A 15302-nucleotide genomic window follows, 5' to 3' on the forward strand; every position below is an offset into this window, starting at 1 on the left:
ATGGAACTACCAGTTCAAAACCGTACCTTTAACGACCTTATCGACAACGCTCAACCAGAGCAGATCCCCACGTTTGACAAGGAGTCTAATTTTAAAGGATTCCGTCAAGCCGCCCCCTCAACTATGAGTCTCTCAATCAACGCACCTCTGATTCAAGGCGATGAAGAAAGCAAACTTCTGGAGAACTCTCGTTCACTTCTTCGAGACCTAACCGTTGCGAATAGCCCTAACATCACAAATTCGAAGAAGAGAAACGATGTGACGTGGAGACACATCATCATTAGTGCAAACGTGTTGTCAAAAGCTGGGATGACCATCGACACGAGTGGACAGTTCGAAGGAACACCGTTCATCGCTGGATTCGATAGCGCGGTCAGTGCGACATGGCTAGGTGAGAATGCCGAGATCCCCGAGTCAACTCCAACGACCATCAATTTCCCCTATGAGATACACACTATCGGTGCGTTCTCGATGGTATCTCGACGCATGAGAAAACTTGTTCCGGCATTAAACAGTGAGTTGAGTATAGCCCAGGCTAATGCTATTCGAGAGGCGCTTGAAGTCGCTTTCCTGACGGGAGACGCTTCGACTAACCCTAATCAACCTGATGGACTATTGAAGTCTATTTCGCAATCCCTGACGCCAAAGTCCAATATTACAGGCACAATCGCCGATGTTCTTGAGGTATTGGAAACGAAGAAACTAGGCGTTGACTCTCTTTCGACAATCGTATCGGTAGACGTAGCTAAAAAGATGCGCCTGGAGACAGCTTCGCGAGTATTCAAAGACCTTGATATTCAGAATATACAGGTCTCTCCTCACCTTCCAAACGGCACTCTCATCGCTGGGCGCTTCGCTGACTTCATCGGCATTACTGGCAATCAAATCGAGTTCCTCGCTCACAGCTTCACGCCTGAAGGCGAACCAGAAACAGGAGCGACTCGAATCCGTTCAATGTTCGACGCTGACTGTAAAATCTTAAATCAAGACAGCTTCGTGAAAATCGAAGGCATTGTCTAAATGACTCGCCCTGGGGACTCCCTCGGGGCAACACTCCCCACAAACAAAGGATTCAATCAATGAGCAAACTTCAATTTGAAATCGCTATGCAACACGCGAAAGGCGCTATCTTTTCGACCCGAGCTGGAGACATCGATCAGGACTTTAACCTCGAGGGAGCCGGAGCGAGGATCGTCGTTCAAGACTTCGGAAACTACAATCCATTTATCCTAAACGACAACACGAAAAACTGGTTAAAGCGAGCATACAAACTCACCGAAAACGAAGCGACCCAAGTATATCGATATCTCGTTTCGTGTGCTCGAGAGGATATCCTGGAACGTCGTCGAATGATGACAAGACAGAGCCAACGTTCCTCTTTCTCTCATCCATACATCGAATGGTTGAAGGGTCAAACCAGACATTGATCTTAAAGATTGTCCTTTCGATGAAGTGACAAACGAAAAGACAGGGAGGTTCTTTGTTTTCATACCTCCCATTCTCTCGAACTTTACTTAAAGACTCTCGTCGAGCCCTACACGAAAGGACACTCTTTTGGGGTTTGTCGAAAGCGTTCACTCGACGACTAACTTTAAGACCGCTAATCCATTATTTCATTGGAAGAAAAAAGGTCTCTCGCTCGTCTCTTCGGGTCGTTTCGATCCCCTCGTTTCGTCAGTCTTTAAGTCCCCTTATATATACAAGACATATTAAAACTATGGAAAAACAACTCGAATTTTTCACTCTCTTAGATTTTGAGGAGTGCTTCTTAGAAAATGAAGTCCCCCCCTCCCCACGAGGTCGAGGGAAACCCCCAGTTTCGATAAAGAATCCCCTCAATGGGATCCCAGCGTCTAGCTTCATGAGTCTCGAAGGACGTCCTCATGTCTGGCTCGATGACTGTCTCATGGGCGCAATCCGAACGCTCGGAATAAAAGACAGCCGAGCGACCTCAACGAAGAACTACGTCAGTCTGAACAAGGTCTTCACGGTTCTTTGTTCGATGCCTGGTGAGATTACAACGCCACGAGTGAGAGACGCGCTGGGAGTTAGCCGAGACTATGCCTGGCGTATTGTAAAGGTAATTGAGTTTGCCTCCTGGTCAATCGAAAGAGCGTTAAGCGCCCCCTCGAGGATCAAGGAGTACCGCTCCCCAGGATGTTTCTCACTCCCTGCACACGTTCCGATTGAAACCCGAGAACAGAATTCCACGCCTTCCGATACATGAACTGAAGGAGCCCCAGAAGTAAGCGCGACGACCCTCTCTAGCTAAGCCAATAAGGGAGCACATTACTCACTCGTTTTGACAGCCGAAGAACAGAGTCACCGTTCCCCCCTGGAGAAAGCTTAGCATGGCTGACCATCGGTACACCTCGGTGAGAGCGCATCGCCAAAAGCTGTCTCCTCGAATTCATTGACGTTCGAGTAACTTACTTCTTTTGCAGTCTCGAGAGCAAAGAGATGACCTGAAGTCCAGTCGCAGAGAGCGTAGGTACTTTCCAGGCTCTAGCTCGAGGGTGATTCGCGCCGCGTTCTTTCATTTGTGGGAGGGATCCTGGGGACAGCCTTTATGTTGTTACTCCTCGGGAGACCGCCATACATCCACCAATCGCATTATTTGAATGTAAAGCATAATTCCAATTCAATTATATAATCAAAGGTATACTGATATGAAAACTACTTCTTACAACGAACTGATGAAGCGTTACGCTGACCGCTATTACACCAGGAAAAACACCGATAGGATTCACGTCCTGGTTAATCATGCCGCATGGAGTGTGCTGAAAGGCCGCCCTCACGACGGAGCACAAGTCCACATCGAAAGCTACGATGAGACAGGCGAAAGACTTCTTTTAACGATGACTCATGGGTCAGTTCGTCTTTTCAATTCTCGCCTTAAATCGGTGGATAAACTCGACGGAGACTGGGAGAAATCTCTAGCCGACGACGGAGGCTTCCTTGTGTTTAACTCAGAGGAAATCGACAAGGTTGCAGAAGCGTTCGGCATCAAGAAGAAGCAACAACGGGAAGCGCTGACGAGCGCTCAAAAAGATGAACTGGTAAAGCGACTAACTCATTCTGAGAATGACCGGAAAATTCTACCCTAGCTCATGGACGGTCAAAGTCTCCAAATATCATGATGTCTTTATGTGTCACAAGTAGTGACTATACCTAAAAGAACTTGATCTTTCTCGTAGGCAGCGACTCAACACATCTTGACTCTCTGCCGCCTCTAAAATCAGGAAAGGCAGTTTTTGCGAAACTTTCACACTTGCTATAATCGGAAAAACCAATCTCATTTTGGCATTTACTAATCACAGCGTGAAATCTGCGCTCTAGATCCACATAGTCAGCGCCGCAGTGCTTTATTTTCAATGCTTTTCTGTATTCTTTCGCTGCTATGTTGTCGGCTCCTAACCCGTATTCATTGCGCTGCCGCAAAGAGAGGATTTTAATTTCATCTGAGGGAATAACGTTCATGTCATCTATCAGTTTAGGAGATACACCAAACTTTACTAAATAGTCTTTCAACGTGGGAGTTAACGTTTTATAAATACTTAGGTATTCGGAATATGAAGCGATAGATGGGTCCAATTCATGAGTGAATGGTCTATGGATACCTACTTTTCCGTACACATTTCTAATTTCAGCCGCTGCATATATGAATATACACGAGCTAAAACAAACACTTTCCTCGGGTACCTCTAGGGCAAAAAAAGCGGGCGAGTTGGCAACCATCTCCCCGATTTTAAGAGCAGGTTCTATTAGGCCGCCATTACTATCAACTACGAAATTCATATAATCTTGTGACTCATGAAGTAGATAGAATCGGTTTGCTGTATTTAATGTTTTTCTGAACGTCTGAAGGGTTTCCCATGTAATTTCCCCTTCAATGTGAAGTGCTTCTATATTGCAGCCTTCTTCTAAAATCGCAGTCCAATTTAAGACATCCGATATTGACTCTTCCGTAATTTCCGGAAACCTACCGTCACCATTGAAACAGTGCTCTTTGTTCAGTTTTAAATATATCTGTGCATCAGAAGCAAACAAGCCAAACGACGTAACCAACAAAAAGACTGTAAACAACGCACGCGATAAGTTCGACATATAAACTCCCTTTAATAATGTCAATAATAGTGGGGTTGAAGGTACCTTAGAGATATAAATCACTCAGCTTATAAACATACCCTAGATTTTTCACAAACAAAACCATTAGAGGTGTCATCAAACTTTTTAACAAAACGACTTTCTTTTTGAAAATTGGTCTGTAATTAGCCAACGACTCGACTAACTGCTGACCCAAGCCTGCATACACTTTGCTCGATGTATTTGCTCAATATACTTCCATAGCTCGCTTTTGTTGCTGTACTTACTGTAAAGGCCATAAGTGAGAGATATACGTTTATGTCCGGCCAATGTAACAGCGAGGTCTTCGGGGCATCCAATCTCCTCAAGCGCTGTTGCGAAATGACCTCTCAAACTGTGTAGACTTACCTTGTAGCCCTCAATCTTAGCGAAGTTTCTCGTGATAGATGAGACTTTACTCGAAATTGAATTGAGGGCTTGCTCTGGAGTCAAGCCTTCAGCCTCACCAACCTCAGGAAACAACCAGGGAGAACTCCCAGATCTCGCGATAGCGTCAAGCAACAAAGGTTCAATGACTGGACTCACTGGAATGATGCGTTTCGCATTCTTTGTCTTTCCTTTTCTCACCTCAAAGAAATAATGCCCATCATGTTCCTGAACTTGGTCTTTTAGAGCCGTACCGAGCTCACTTCGACGACACCCCAAGAATGGAAGTAGACGAGGAAGCGCATAAGTGGCGAAAGGATAAGGCCAAGACTCAGAGTTCATAGCTTCAAGACGCGTTTCTTTTAAAAGGGTCTCGGCCTCTTCTGTGGTTAAATTCCTGAAATGGGACTGCTCCTTCTGCTCAACGGGAGCCTCCACCTTGACGTCTTTCCATGAGTTTGAACCAGTGAACCTTTCTCTCGTTAGTCCCCACCTCCAAACTTCAGCGAGTTTACTTTTGTAATGTGAGACAGTGCCAGCAGAGAGACCTTTGGCGATTAAGCTGTCCAAAAAGCCTTGTGCATAACCTGGAGAAACGTTTTCCGGCAACTCATCGCCTCCTAGGAATTCAATGAGAAACTTTGAGGCAGTCTCAACAGTACTGCTGTATTTGGCGTTCTTAATCCCTTTGTTTGCTTTGAGCCACTCTTGAGTTAGTTCAGAGATAGTTAAACGGTACTGTTCAGGTACGTCCTCATGAACAATTGAATAGTACGCCGCCTTATATGTTTCGTCGTTTTCCTTCCGCTGGAGATCTGGGTCGAAAGAATCGAGAAAATAATTGTCATCCCATTTCCCTTCTCTTACCTTCCGGCGTCCTTCATCGTAGTGAGGTTTCATTTCAGAATATAAAGCTTGAAAACGGTTCTTCAGTGGCAACCCAGACTTTTCTTCCTCCAACTTCAAGTCGATCTGAGCGTTGAGAGCGTCTCGCTTCACTCTGGCCTGCGTCAGACTCTTAGTCTCCAACGATTGCTTTAAGAAGGTTCCGCTATTGAAGTATTTACGTAGTTTTTCAGGTATACGACGACGAAACATCCACACGCCGGAATCGTTACGAGTGAGATATTTAGTATCAGATTTCATGAAATGTGCCCCTCAATGTGCCCTGAATTGTGCCCCAGAGTTTTTCGTTGAAGAGATTTTATATTGCCGTACAGGCTAGAAGTCAAGCGGGGTAAGGAATTGGTCGGTGTGAGAGGATTTGAACCTCCGACCCCTGACACCCCATGACAGTGCGCTACCAGGCTGCGCTACACACCGACCGAAAGAGCCACCAAGTCTACTCATATTTGTTCACAATGCAACGACAATTAACAATAAGCGCGTTCAAGCGCTCAATTGCTAACCACATAGGCTGATTTCTGCTTTAAATCACAAGGTTATATATACATTTGGGTTAAGCCAGCGTTACATAACACACCGCAGTTACTACCAGTGCCACCAGCAAGTTTAGCATGATACCCTCTCTTGCCATGGTTTTAATATCAAACTTTTCTGTTGAATAAGCGATAGCATTAGGCGCTGTTGCTACTGGTAACATAAATGCGCAACTTGCACTAATAGCCGCGGGGATCATCAATAACTTGGGGTCTACTCCTACTGCAGTCCCCGCTGCAGCAAGAATTGGCATTAGTAACGTTGATGTTGCCGTATTGGAAGTAATTTCCGTCAAAAAGGTCACGAACAGGCAAATACCAAGAACCAATAAAAGAACAGGAAGCGTAGAAAGTCCTGTTAACCATGTTCCCATAAGAACACTTAAGCCTGATGACATAAACGCTTTGGCGATACAAATACCGCCAGCAAACAATAACAGCATGCCCCAGGGAATATCGTTTGCGGTTTTCCAATCAAGTAGTTTGTCGCGATTGCCTTTTGCATCTACCTTACCGCTATCGTTTCCGCTATTGGTGAAAAACATGGCGGCAACACCTGCAACGGCTATCGTGCTATCACTGATAGTAGTTATGCCTATCCATGCAGTCCAAAAAGGTCTGAATATCCACGCCATCGCAACCGTGCCAAATATAGCTAATACACGCTTTTCGGCTTTCGTCCATGTGCCTGGTACGGGCAAATCGATATTTCCAATTTTTGTAATACCGCGAGCTAACCATAAGGCCATAATAGGCACGCCCAATATGACAATAGGTACACCTGTTTTCATCCAGTCGATAAAGCTGTATTCAATGCCTTGCGTCTCTTCATACACACTCATGAAGATGATATTAGGCGGTGTACCGATAGGCGTACCTACCCCGCCCAAACTTGCCGAATAAGCAATACCCAGAATAAGCGCCACGCCAAATCGTGGGTTGTCTACAGCATTAATAATGGCGATAGCCATGGGTAACATCATGAGAATTGTTGCCGTATTGCTGATCCACATACTGAGGATCGCAGTTGTTAACATGAAGCCAAGTACCAACTTAATTGGACTTCCACTGCCTGTTAAACGCAGCATGTAGATGGCGAAACGTTTATGTAAATTTGCGCGCTCCAGCCCTTTTGACAGCATAAAAGCTGCCATTAGCAAAATTATGACATGACTTCCTAACGCCGACGCAGCCTCGCTGTGCGACAGCACACCGAACAGCGGAAATAGCGCGAAGGGCAAAAGTGAGGTGGCCGGAATGGGGAGCGCTTCTGTAACCCAAAGTACCGCCACAAATAATGTGATTGCGGCCGTAAAAATGATCTCATTGGGCTGGCCCACAACCCACAATCCCGTGCCACTGAGAACAGAGACAATAAACGCAAAAAGGATAATACTATTTTTTTGTGTTGGCGTTCGCTGTTGAATATCTGAAGAACGTTCAGGGTTTGTGTGCATTGCGCTTCCCGTTACTAATCGCTTTATTATAAGTGCTAGAGCCTTAGCTATTGGCCCTTTTTATTGCTCTTATATTTTCTATCAGTAATTAGCGGGAAACGCACGAGGCTTTTCCGAAAAAGTTGTTTTTAGGTTGATTTACTTACTTTCGTCGTCAGACGAGATTCGGCTTGCAACTGCGCCCGCTTGCCCCTTGTATTTTGCATCTACTCTCGCGTTGTACGGCTTTTCAGCCGGCGCTGAAAGTACCTCAAAGCTAAGTGCCCCTATCTTCATTTTAGGGCGAAGCGCTAGCGGTAACTTACCACTGTTGTAAAACTCAAGCACGATATTGCCAGACCAACCCGGATCGATTCTATGCGCCGTCACATGAACCATTAAGCCCAAGCGCGCGAGTGAAGAACGCCCATCTAACCAACCCACAATGTTGTCTGGTAACGTTACTGACTCGTGAGTAATGGCAAGTGCAAGCTCACCGGGGTGTAGAAAGAAAGCTTTGCCCTCTTCTAGTTCAATTTCATCACTCATTACGTGGTCGAGCGCTTCTTGAACTTGCGCTTTCGGGCCACTTAAATCAATAAACGGTGCTTGATGGTCTTCGAACACGCGGAATTTATTACCTAAGCGAATATCTACCGTAACACCACTTATTTGGTCATAGTTAGGGGTAGGCTCAATTTTAATTTTCCCATCTTGCAGGTGTTGGTAAATATCGCGGTCGCACAAGCGCATGGTATATTCCTCATTTCATTAGGCCGCTATTATGCGTATGTCGCGGCATGCATTCAACTACTCAAAGGCTTGTTTTACCTGCTTTTGCGCAATTTTTATTAAGTTTGTGGCGAATTTGAATTCAAGCGCTATAACTTGGCTCAATTTTTTCCCGGCTAAGCGTCGACTTTTTCAAACTTGCACGCCATGCGTTAGCGCCTAACGCTATTTCCTTTTTAATTTTTACCTACAATGCCAATCGGGTTTCCCTTAATGTGTTTAGTTGCCCCCTTGCGTGGCGCAACATTAAACGCCAATTGCATCGACACTGCTCTAGCTGCCTCGCGGTAGCTTTCACTCAAAGTACTTTCAGGCGTGGAAATTAACAAAGGCGTGCCGGCATCGCCATGTTCGCGAATATGAATATCAAGCGGTAGCTGCCCTAACAGTGGCAAACCATGGCGCTCAGCAAGCGCCTCGCCCCCACCCTTTGAAAACACATAGTCCTTGGTGCCACAGGCTCTGCACTGGTAATAGCTCATGTTCTCGATAAGCCCCAGCACCGGAACATTAACTTTTTCAAACATACTTATACCCTTTTGGGCGTCAGCCAATGCTAAGTCCTGTGGCGTAGTCACTACCACAGAAGCGGTTAGGGGCACTTGTTGTGCCATAGTAAGCTGAATGTCGCCGGTACCCGGTGGCATATCTACGATTAAATAGTCGAGTACAGGCCATAGGGTTTCATCTAGCAACTGCTTTAACGCCCTGCTTGCCATCGGCCCTCGCCATACGGCCGCGTCTTCTTGGGGCACTAAGTAACCAATTGAGTTCGCCACCAGCCCATGTGCCATGAGCGGCTGCATGTGCTTATTATCTTCACTCTCAGGGTGTGCATTGGGGTTGCCCAACATGATGGGAATAGACGGCCCATAAATATCGGCATCTAAAATCCCAACTTTCGCGCCTTCTTGCATAAGCGCAAACGCTAAATTAATACTGGTTGTCGACTTACCTACCCCGCCCTTGCCTGAAGCCACTGCTATTATGTTTTTAATGTTGGTGACCGGGGCAACTTCTGTTTCTCCACTGGCTACGTTTTGTTTGAAGGTAAGCTGATCATCACCAAGCGTACCTTCTAGCTGTTTGAGTACCTCTTGTTTAAGCGCGCCTAATTGAGTAGCTATACAAAATGGCAGTGTGACTGTAACACCGGCATCTTCATTTTCTGGCTGGCTAAAAGCACACCATGGCACGGTATCTTCAACATCTAGCGAAAAATACTTGGCCAAAATTACAGCAACTTTTTGAGTTACCGGCTCTGCTTTACGAGAAAAGAACATAAAATGCCTTACTAGTAGTAGAATTGTGTGAATTACGTAATGCAAAAAACGCGGTTTTCCGCTAGTATTTGCAACCATTTTGAAACGCAAAGAATCAATAACGTCATTATGTCAGAAAAACGCCGAATTCTGGTAACCAGTGCGTTGCCATACGCAAATGGCTCTATTCACTTAGGCCATTTGCTAGAACACATTCAAACCGACATCTGGACCCGTTTTCAGCGCCTTCGCGGAAACGAATGTTACAGTGTTTGCGCCGACGATGCACACGGTACGCCAGTTATGCTTAAAGCCCAAGAGCTTGGTATTACACCAGAAGAAATGGTGGCAAGAACGCGTGCTGAACATCACCAAGACCTTGTTGATTTTCACGTAGATTACGACAACTACTACGTAACCCATTCGCCAGAAAACAAGGCGCTGTGTGAAGAAATTTACACCCGTTTGGATAACGCGGGTTACATCAGCAAACGCACCATTAACCAGCTGTTCGACCCTGAAAAAGAAATGTTCTTGCCAGACCGTTTCGTTAAGGGTACCTGCCCTAGCTGTGGCTCAGAAGATCAAAACGGCGACAGTTGTGACGTATGTGGCGCAACGTATAGCCCAACAGAAGTAAAGAACCCGCGCAGCGTTGTGTCGGGTGCTACACCAGTACTACGCGAGTCTGAGCACTTCTTCTTTGACCTGCCAAAATTTGAAGGCATGTTAAAAGAGTGGATCCGCTCTGGTGCTCTGCAGGAAGAAATGGCTAACAAGCTGCAAGAATGGTTTACTGAAGGTCTTCAACAGTGGGACATCAGCCGTGATGCGCCTTACTTCGGCTTTGAAATTCCAGGTGCGCCGAACAAGTTCTTCTACGTGTGGGTAGATGCGCCTGTAGGCTATATGGCGAGTTTCAAAAACTTCTGCGATCAGAACAATCTAGAGTTTGATGATTTCTGGAAAGCCGACTCAGACGCAGAGCTTTACCACTTTATTGGTAAAGATATTACCTACTTCCACTGCCTGTTCTGGCCTGCCATGCTAGAAGGCGCGGGATACCGTAAGCCGACCGGCGTAAACATTCACGGTTTTGTGACGGTGAACGGTGCGAAGATGTCTAAGTCGCGCGGTACGTTTATCAAAGGCCGTACCTACCTAGACCACCTGAACCCAGAATATCTGCGTTACTACTTTGCGTCTAAGTTAGGTGATGGTGTTACCGACATCGACCTAAACTTTACTGATTTTGCTCAAAAAGTGAATTCAGACCTGGTTGGTAAAGTGGTTAACATTGCTAGCCGCTGTGCAAGCTTTATCACCAAGCGTTTCGACGGCAAATTGTCTGACAATGTGATTGAGCCAGAGCTTATTGCAGAGTTCCAAAACGCATCTGAAAGCATTGCTGCACTTTTCGAGAAGCGTAAGTACCATCAAGCTGTGCGTGAAATTATGGCCTTGGCCGATAAAGCAAACCAGTTTATCGACAACAACGCACCTTGGGTAACCATTAAAGACGAGACTAAGCAGCAGTTCACACACGATGTGTGCTCGCTAGGTATTAACATGTTCCGTCTGTTGGTTATTTACTTAAAGCCTGTACTACCGGTGCTTGCAGAAAAAGCAGAAGAATTCTTAAACGACAAGTTCGACTGGAATTCACTGCAAACCCTATTGAAAGGCCACGCTATCAACAAATTTAAGCCAATGATGCAGCGTGTAGAAATGGAGAAAATCGACGCCATGGTTGAAGATTCAAAAGAAAGCCTAGCGCCAGCAGCACCAGCTATCGACCCTGACAGCCCGCTTGCAAAAGATCCTATCAGCGACACTATCTCGTTTGATGAGTTCGCCAAGGTAGATTTACGTATTGCACGTATCGCTAAAGCTGAACACGTAGAAAAAGCTGACAAGCTTTTACGTTTAGAGCTCGATTTAGGCGGCGAAACTAAGCAAGTTTTTGCCGGTATTAAGTCGGCCTACTCGCCTGAAGCACTCATTGGTAAGCACACGGTAATGGTAGCGAACCTCGCCCCGCGTAAAATGCGTTTTGGCATGAGTGAAGGTATGGTTCTGGCGGCAGGCCCTGGCGGTGACGAGCTATACATTCTTGAGCCGCACGAAGGTGCAAAGCCAGGCATGCGCGTTAAGTAATGTAATAACGACTAAGCCAATTTGTTTTAGGCGAGGTTAACCTTACTTAAAATATAAAGCCACGGCGGGAAGCTCCCATCGTGGCTTTTTTATGGTTTTCGTATTTTTGTATTGCGAGTTGTCGTCGGTTACCACGTGTTTTGGCTACCCTCGCAACGGTCCAAAATAAAGGCCCATATTAAGAAATTAGCGGCCGGAACGATTCACGGTAGACGTTCTTACACTTGCCCCAACAGCAGAAAAACGCGGCTTTACATTGCGTTTAGGTTTTATTGCCGTCATAGGAATAACGCGTTTTTTCGCGAGAATAACATATACCGCGCTGCACCACGGCAGGTAGGAAGCTAGATACTCTTGAAGCTTGACCGCCCCTTTCCATTTTTGTTGAAAAAAAAGCGTTGAAAACATCACTTGGCGTTGTTCAACAATCTCAAACCCAAGCAGCTGAAGCCAATCTTTAATACGATACGACGTAAAGAAGCGCGCATCGTGCAAAATATTGCCGCGCTTAACAGGTAGAAACTTTGCAATACCGGCTAAGCTTAATGGGTTAAAACCACTAATTATTACATAGCCATTTTGGGTAATAACGCGGTCGACCTCTCTTAGTATTTCATGCGGATCTTGAGCGAAATCTAGTTCATTAGCGAGTAGAAAGCCATCAATGCTATTTTCCGAAAAAGGCAAGCTGTGAGATTGTCCTACCACAAAGCTTGGCTGACATTGTACAAAAGGATCACGATGGCTACTGCTGCTGTCGTGTCGGTCACGTTCGTCACACACGTTCGCTTTTTTTAACGTCTTTTCATCAGGCACAAGATTAACGTGATGACGAATAGGGCTGGCTTCAAGAGTAATCGCTGAACTGAGTGACCCGAGTTTAGCAAAATGATAGCCAAAAACCCGTTCTGCGTAGTCATTACATACGCTATTAATGGCCTGACGAATTTGTTCACCTGCGGGGAACTCGCCCCAAGACTCTGGATAACGCGGGGGGATTTTTTGAAACGCTGATCTCATTATTACACGTTTGCTCTTTGGTTGCCCTGCCGTAAACAAGCCCCTATAGTAACGCATAAATCTACCTATACAAGCAGGTAACCAACATGACGAATGACAGGCTTCCTTCAGGTATAACGGTATTCCCTATACCCGCATTTACCGATAACTATATATGGTGTATTCACGATAAGAACAATGCGGTGGTCGTAGACCCAGGTGATGCAGAGCCTGTGTTTACGTATTTGAAGTCAAATGGGCTTCAGCTTAGCGCAATTCTTATCACCCATCACCACAGAGATCACACTGGTGGTATTGCAAAGCTTGTTTCGGCCATTCCCGAGCTGCCCGTCATTGGACCAAGGGGCGGCCATATTCGCGGTATAACAAAGTCGGTTTCACAAGGCGACACAGTAACATTGCCTGTACTTCAAATGGCGCTTCAAGTAATGGAGGTACCAGGTCATACGCTTGATCACATTGCATTTTTCGGACACGGTGTTTTGTTTTGTGGGGATACATTGTTTTCAGCAGGGTGTGGACGACTTTTTGAAGGCTCACCAGAGCAGATGCACCACTCGCTAAATAAGCTAAAGCGCCTTCCCGACAGCACGAAAGTGTATTGCACACATGAATATACTCAAGCAAATGTCGCGTTTGCGCTCGCTGTTGAACCCTCAAATACTAAGCTGCAACAATATTCTGACTGGGTCAATACACAGCGAAAAAACAACCTTGTTACGCTACCGAGTACGCTAGAACAACAAAAAGATATTAACCCCTTTTTACGCGCCCATGAACTTTCTGTTAAATCGGCTGCCGAAGCCTACAGCAAAAATAGCCTAGCCGACGATGTAGCAGTATTTGCCGCAGTTCGCCGCTGGAAAGACGAGTTTTGATGCAAAAGTAGGCCAATTACCGTAAAATGGTAGGTTTGCAATGCCCAATGAGGTTTCTTCATATATGCAGTTGAAGTGTTTTCCTTTATCGCCGCTAATATTAGCGATAGGTTTAAGCGGTTGCCAACTAACCGGTATCAATAGTGACGAAGCACAGTTAGAAAGTAACGAAAATGCCTCATTAGAGGCGTGCAGCGACATTCATACTAACGAAGAGTCAATTAGTGATTGTGAAATAGCTCGTGACGGTGTCATCGAGGTTATTCATCCGCACGACGATGCTTTAGAAGAGATAGCGCAAATTACCGAGACGCCAGAGGTACACACGCAAGCGGTGATTACAGATGTATGGAAACGCGCAAGTAACAACTTTGCGTTATCTATACCGGATAACAAACGCATAGATGCGCAACGAAAGTGGTACCTTAAGCATCCAGAATATATGGCTCGCGTAGTAAAACGCGCAAAACCTTTTCTTTACTACATTACCGAAGAAATTGAAAAACGCGGTATGCCAATGGAACTGGTTCTTTTGCCTATTGTAGAAAGCGCGTTTGATCCCTTTGCCTATTCTCACGGTCGAGCCGCCGGCATGTGGCAGTTTATTCCGGGGACCGGAAAGCGATTCGGCATGCAACAAAACTGGTGGTACGACGGACGCAGAGACGTGATAGCCTCCACCAAAGGAGCGCTAGATTATCTTACCTATTTGAACAACATGTTCGACGGAAACTGGCTACATGCACTCGCTGCGTATAACAGTGGCGAAGGGCGGGTTTTAAAAGCGATTAAAGCCAATAAAAGAGTAGGAAAGCCTACTGACTTTTGGAATCTCAATTTACCACGAGAAACCCGTGCCTATGTACCAAAACTTCTCGCATTAGCGGATATCTTAAAGAACAAAGATAGCTATGCCTATGCATGGCCGGAAGTTGAAAACGTGGCGGTTATTGAGGTTGTCGATATTGATTCACAGGTCGATTTAGCCTTTGCTGCCGAACTTGCTGGTATGTCATTAAAAGAACTGCATGGATTGAATCCTGGGTTTAATCGATGGGCAACATCTCCTGAGGGGCCTCATAGGCTTGTTTTACCGTTAAATAAAGCAGCAACATTTTCACAAGCGCTAGCTAAAATTGATCAAAAAGAGCGACTGAACTGGGTACGACACTCGGTGAAAGCCGGCGATAGTTTGGGAAAAATCGCGCAACAATATCACACCACAATCAACGTGCTTAAAAAAGTCAATGAGCTAGATTCGACAATGATCAGAATTGGCCAAGCCCTTATGGTTCCCGTTGCCCTGCAAGAACTAGATAGCTACACGCTATCTCAAGAACAGCGCCTCGCTAGCTTACAAAATAACAGTTCAACGAAACAAAAAATACGTCACACCGTGAAGTCTGGTGATACGCTGTGGGATATAGCCCGTAAGTACAATATAAGCACTAAACAGTTGGCAAAATGGAATGGAATGGCGCCAGGTGATACCCTTCGTCTCGGCAAAACTTTGATAATTTGGCAAAAAGGGGCAGCAAAAAGCGGCGTTACTAAAAAGCTGACCTATACAGTGAAAAATGGCGATTCGCTGTCGCGTATTGCTAACAAATTTAACGTTAAAGTAAGCGACATTGGTAAATGGAACGCGCTAAATACAAAACGTTATTTACAACCGGGGCAAAAGCTAAATCTTTACGTAGACGTAACAAGGTTAAACGCGTCAAGCTAATAACTACAGTGAGATAGCATTAACACGCCGCCTTTTTGTACGTTTAAAAAAGGCGTTAAATCATAAAAGGGATATGA

Annotated in this window: 11 protein-coding genes and 1 tRNA gene; 5 read left to right on the top strand and 7 right to left on the bottom strand. The window is 45.5% G+C overall.

Annotated features, from left to right (window positions below):
- Positions 1–1020, top strand: a complete 1020-nt coding sequence (locus BK026_RS06745) for a phage major capsid protein (RefSeq protein ID WP_071815159.1) — start codon at positions 1–3, stop codon at positions 1018–1020.
- Between the two features lie 1649 nt (positions 1021–2669).
- Positions 2670–3107 (top strand): hypothetical protein, encoded by a 438-nt coding sequence (locus tag BK026_RS06760; RefSeq protein WP_071815162.1) that lies wholly within the window; start codon positions 2670–2672, stop codon positions 3105–3107.
- A gap of 64 nt (positions 3108–3171) precedes the next feature.
- On the opposite strand, the gene BK026_RS06765 is transcribed toward BK026_RS06760, so the two are convergent.
- The 6 genes from BK026_RS06765 to apbC all read right to left on the bottom strand — a co-directional run bounded on the left by BK026_RS06765 (position 3172) and on the right by apbC (position 9462).
- On the bottom strand, positions 3172–4107 hold the full coding sequence (locus tag BK026_RS06765) for a hypothetical protein (RefSeq protein WP_071815163.1): 936 nt from the start codon (positions 4105–4107) through the stop codon (positions 3172–3174).
- Positions 4108–4287: 180 nt separating this feature from the next.
- Complete coding sequence (locus BK026_RS06770; protein ID WP_071815164.1) at positions 4288–5658, bottom strand: DUF6538 domain-containing protein; 1371 nt, start codon at positions 5656–5658, stop codon at positions 4288–4290.
- A gap of 100 nt (positions 5659–5758) precedes the next feature.
- Positions 5759–5835: transfer RNA gene (locus BK026_RS06775), tRNA-Pro, on the bottom strand.
- A 136-nt stretch (positions 5836–5971) separates the two neighbouring features.
- On the bottom strand, positions 5972–7408 hold the full coding sequence (locus BK026_RS06780; RefSeq protein ID WP_071815165.1) for a DASS family sodium-coupled anion symporter: 1437 nt from the start codon (positions 7406–7408) through the stop codon (positions 5972–5974).
- Between the two features lie 138 nt (positions 7409–7546).
- Positions 7547–8140 carry a dCTP deaminase gene (gene dcd / locus BK026_RS06785; protein WP_071815166.1) on the bottom strand — a complete coding sequence of 198 codons (594 nt, stop codon included), beginning with the start codon at positions 8138–8140 and terminating at the stop codon, positions 7547–7549.
- Positions 8141–8355: 215 nt separating this feature from the next.
- On the bottom strand, positions 8356–9462 hold the full coding sequence (gene apbC / locus BK026_RS06790; protein WP_071817534.1) for an iron-sulfur cluster carrier protein ApbC: 1107 nt from the start codon (positions 9460–9462) through the stop codon (positions 8356–8358).
- Positions 9463–9570: 108 nt separating this feature from the next.
- Between apbC and metG the strand changes: the two genes are divergently transcribed.
- Positions 9571–11598, top strand: a complete 2028-nt coding sequence (gene metG, locus BK026_RS06795; protein ID WP_071815167.1) for a methionine--tRNA ligase — start codon at positions 9571–9573, stop codon at positions 11596–11598.
- 186 nt (positions 11599–11784) lie between these two features.
- Here metG and BK026_RS06800 read toward each other — a convergent pair whose 3' ends face one another.
- Positions 11785–12618 (bottom strand): class I SAM-dependent methyltransferase, encoded by an 834-nt coding sequence (locus BK026_RS06800; protein ID WP_071815168.1) that lies wholly within the window; start codon positions 12616–12618, stop codon positions 11785–11787.
- 86 nt (positions 12619–12704) lie between these two features.
- Here BK026_RS06800 and gloB point away from each other — a divergent pair, with 86 nt between their 5' ends.
- Together gloB and BK026_RS06810 are read left to right on the top strand one after the other, a co-directional pair.
- Positions 12705–13496, top strand: coding sequence for a hydroxyacylglutathione hydrolase (gloB, locus tag BK026_RS06805; protein ID WP_071815169.1), 792 nt, complete (start codon positions 12705–12707; stop codon positions 13494–13496).
- Positions 13497–13560: 64 nt separating this feature from the next.
- Positions 13561–15225, top strand: coding sequence for a LysM peptidoglycan-binding domain-containing protein (locus BK026_RS06810; protein WP_071817535.1), 1665 nt, complete (start codon positions 13561–13563; stop codon positions 15223–15225).
- Positions 15226–15302: the final 77 nt, after the last annotated feature.

The organism is Alteromonas sp. V450, from assembly GCF_001885075.1.
Classification (GTDB): domain Bacteria; phylum Pseudomonadota; class Gammaproteobacteria; order Enterobacterales; family Alteromonadaceae; genus Alteromonas.

What these genes read in the sequence shown, in the direction of transcription:
- BK026_RS06770 (WP_071815164.1), bottom strand. Translation starts at nt 5,658, where the DNA reads ATGAAATCTGATACTAAATATCTCACTCGTAACGATTCCGGCGTGTGG.
- gloB (WP_071815169.1), top strand. Translation starts at nt 12,705, where the DNA reads ATGACGAATGACAGGCTTCCTTCAGGTATAACGGTATTCCCTATACCC.
- BK026_RS06800 (WP_071815168.1), bottom strand. Translation starts at nt 12,618, where the DNA reads ATGAGATCAGCGTTTCAAAAAATCCCCCCGCGTTATCCAGAGTCTTGG.
- BK026_RS06760 (WP_071815162.1), top strand. Translation starts at nt 2,670, where the DNA reads ATGAAAACTACTTCTTACAACGAACTGATGAAGCGTTACGCTGACCGC.
- BK026_RS06765 (WP_071815163.1), bottom strand. Translation starts at nt 4,107, where the DNA reads ATGTCGAACTTATCGCGTGCGTTGTTTACAGTCTTTTTGTTGGTTACG.
- BK026_RS06745 (WP_071815159.1), top strand. Translation starts at nt 1, where the DNA reads ATGGAACTACCAGTTCAAAACCGTACCTTTAACGACCTTATCGACAAC.
- apbC (WP_071817534.1), bottom strand. Translation starts at nt 9,462, where the DNA reads ATGTTCTTTTCTCGTAAAGCAGAGCCGGTAACTCAAAAAGTTGCTGTA.
- BK026_RS06780 (WP_071815165.1), bottom strand. Translation starts at nt 7,408, where the DNA reads ATGCACACAAACCCTGAACGTTCTTCAGATATTCAACAGCGAACGCCA.
- BK026_RS06810 (WP_071817535.1), top strand. Translation starts at nt 13,561, where the DNA reads ATGCAGTTGAAGTGTTTTCCTTTATCGCCGCTAATATTAGCGATAGGT.
- metG (WP_071815167.1), top strand. Translation starts at nt 9,571, where the DNA reads ATGTCAGAAAAACGCCGAATTCTGGTAACCAGTGCGTTGCCATACGCA.
- dcd (WP_071815166.1), bottom strand. Translation starts at nt 8,140, where the DNA reads ATGCGCTTGTGCGACCGCGATATTTACCAACACCTGCAAGATGGGAAA.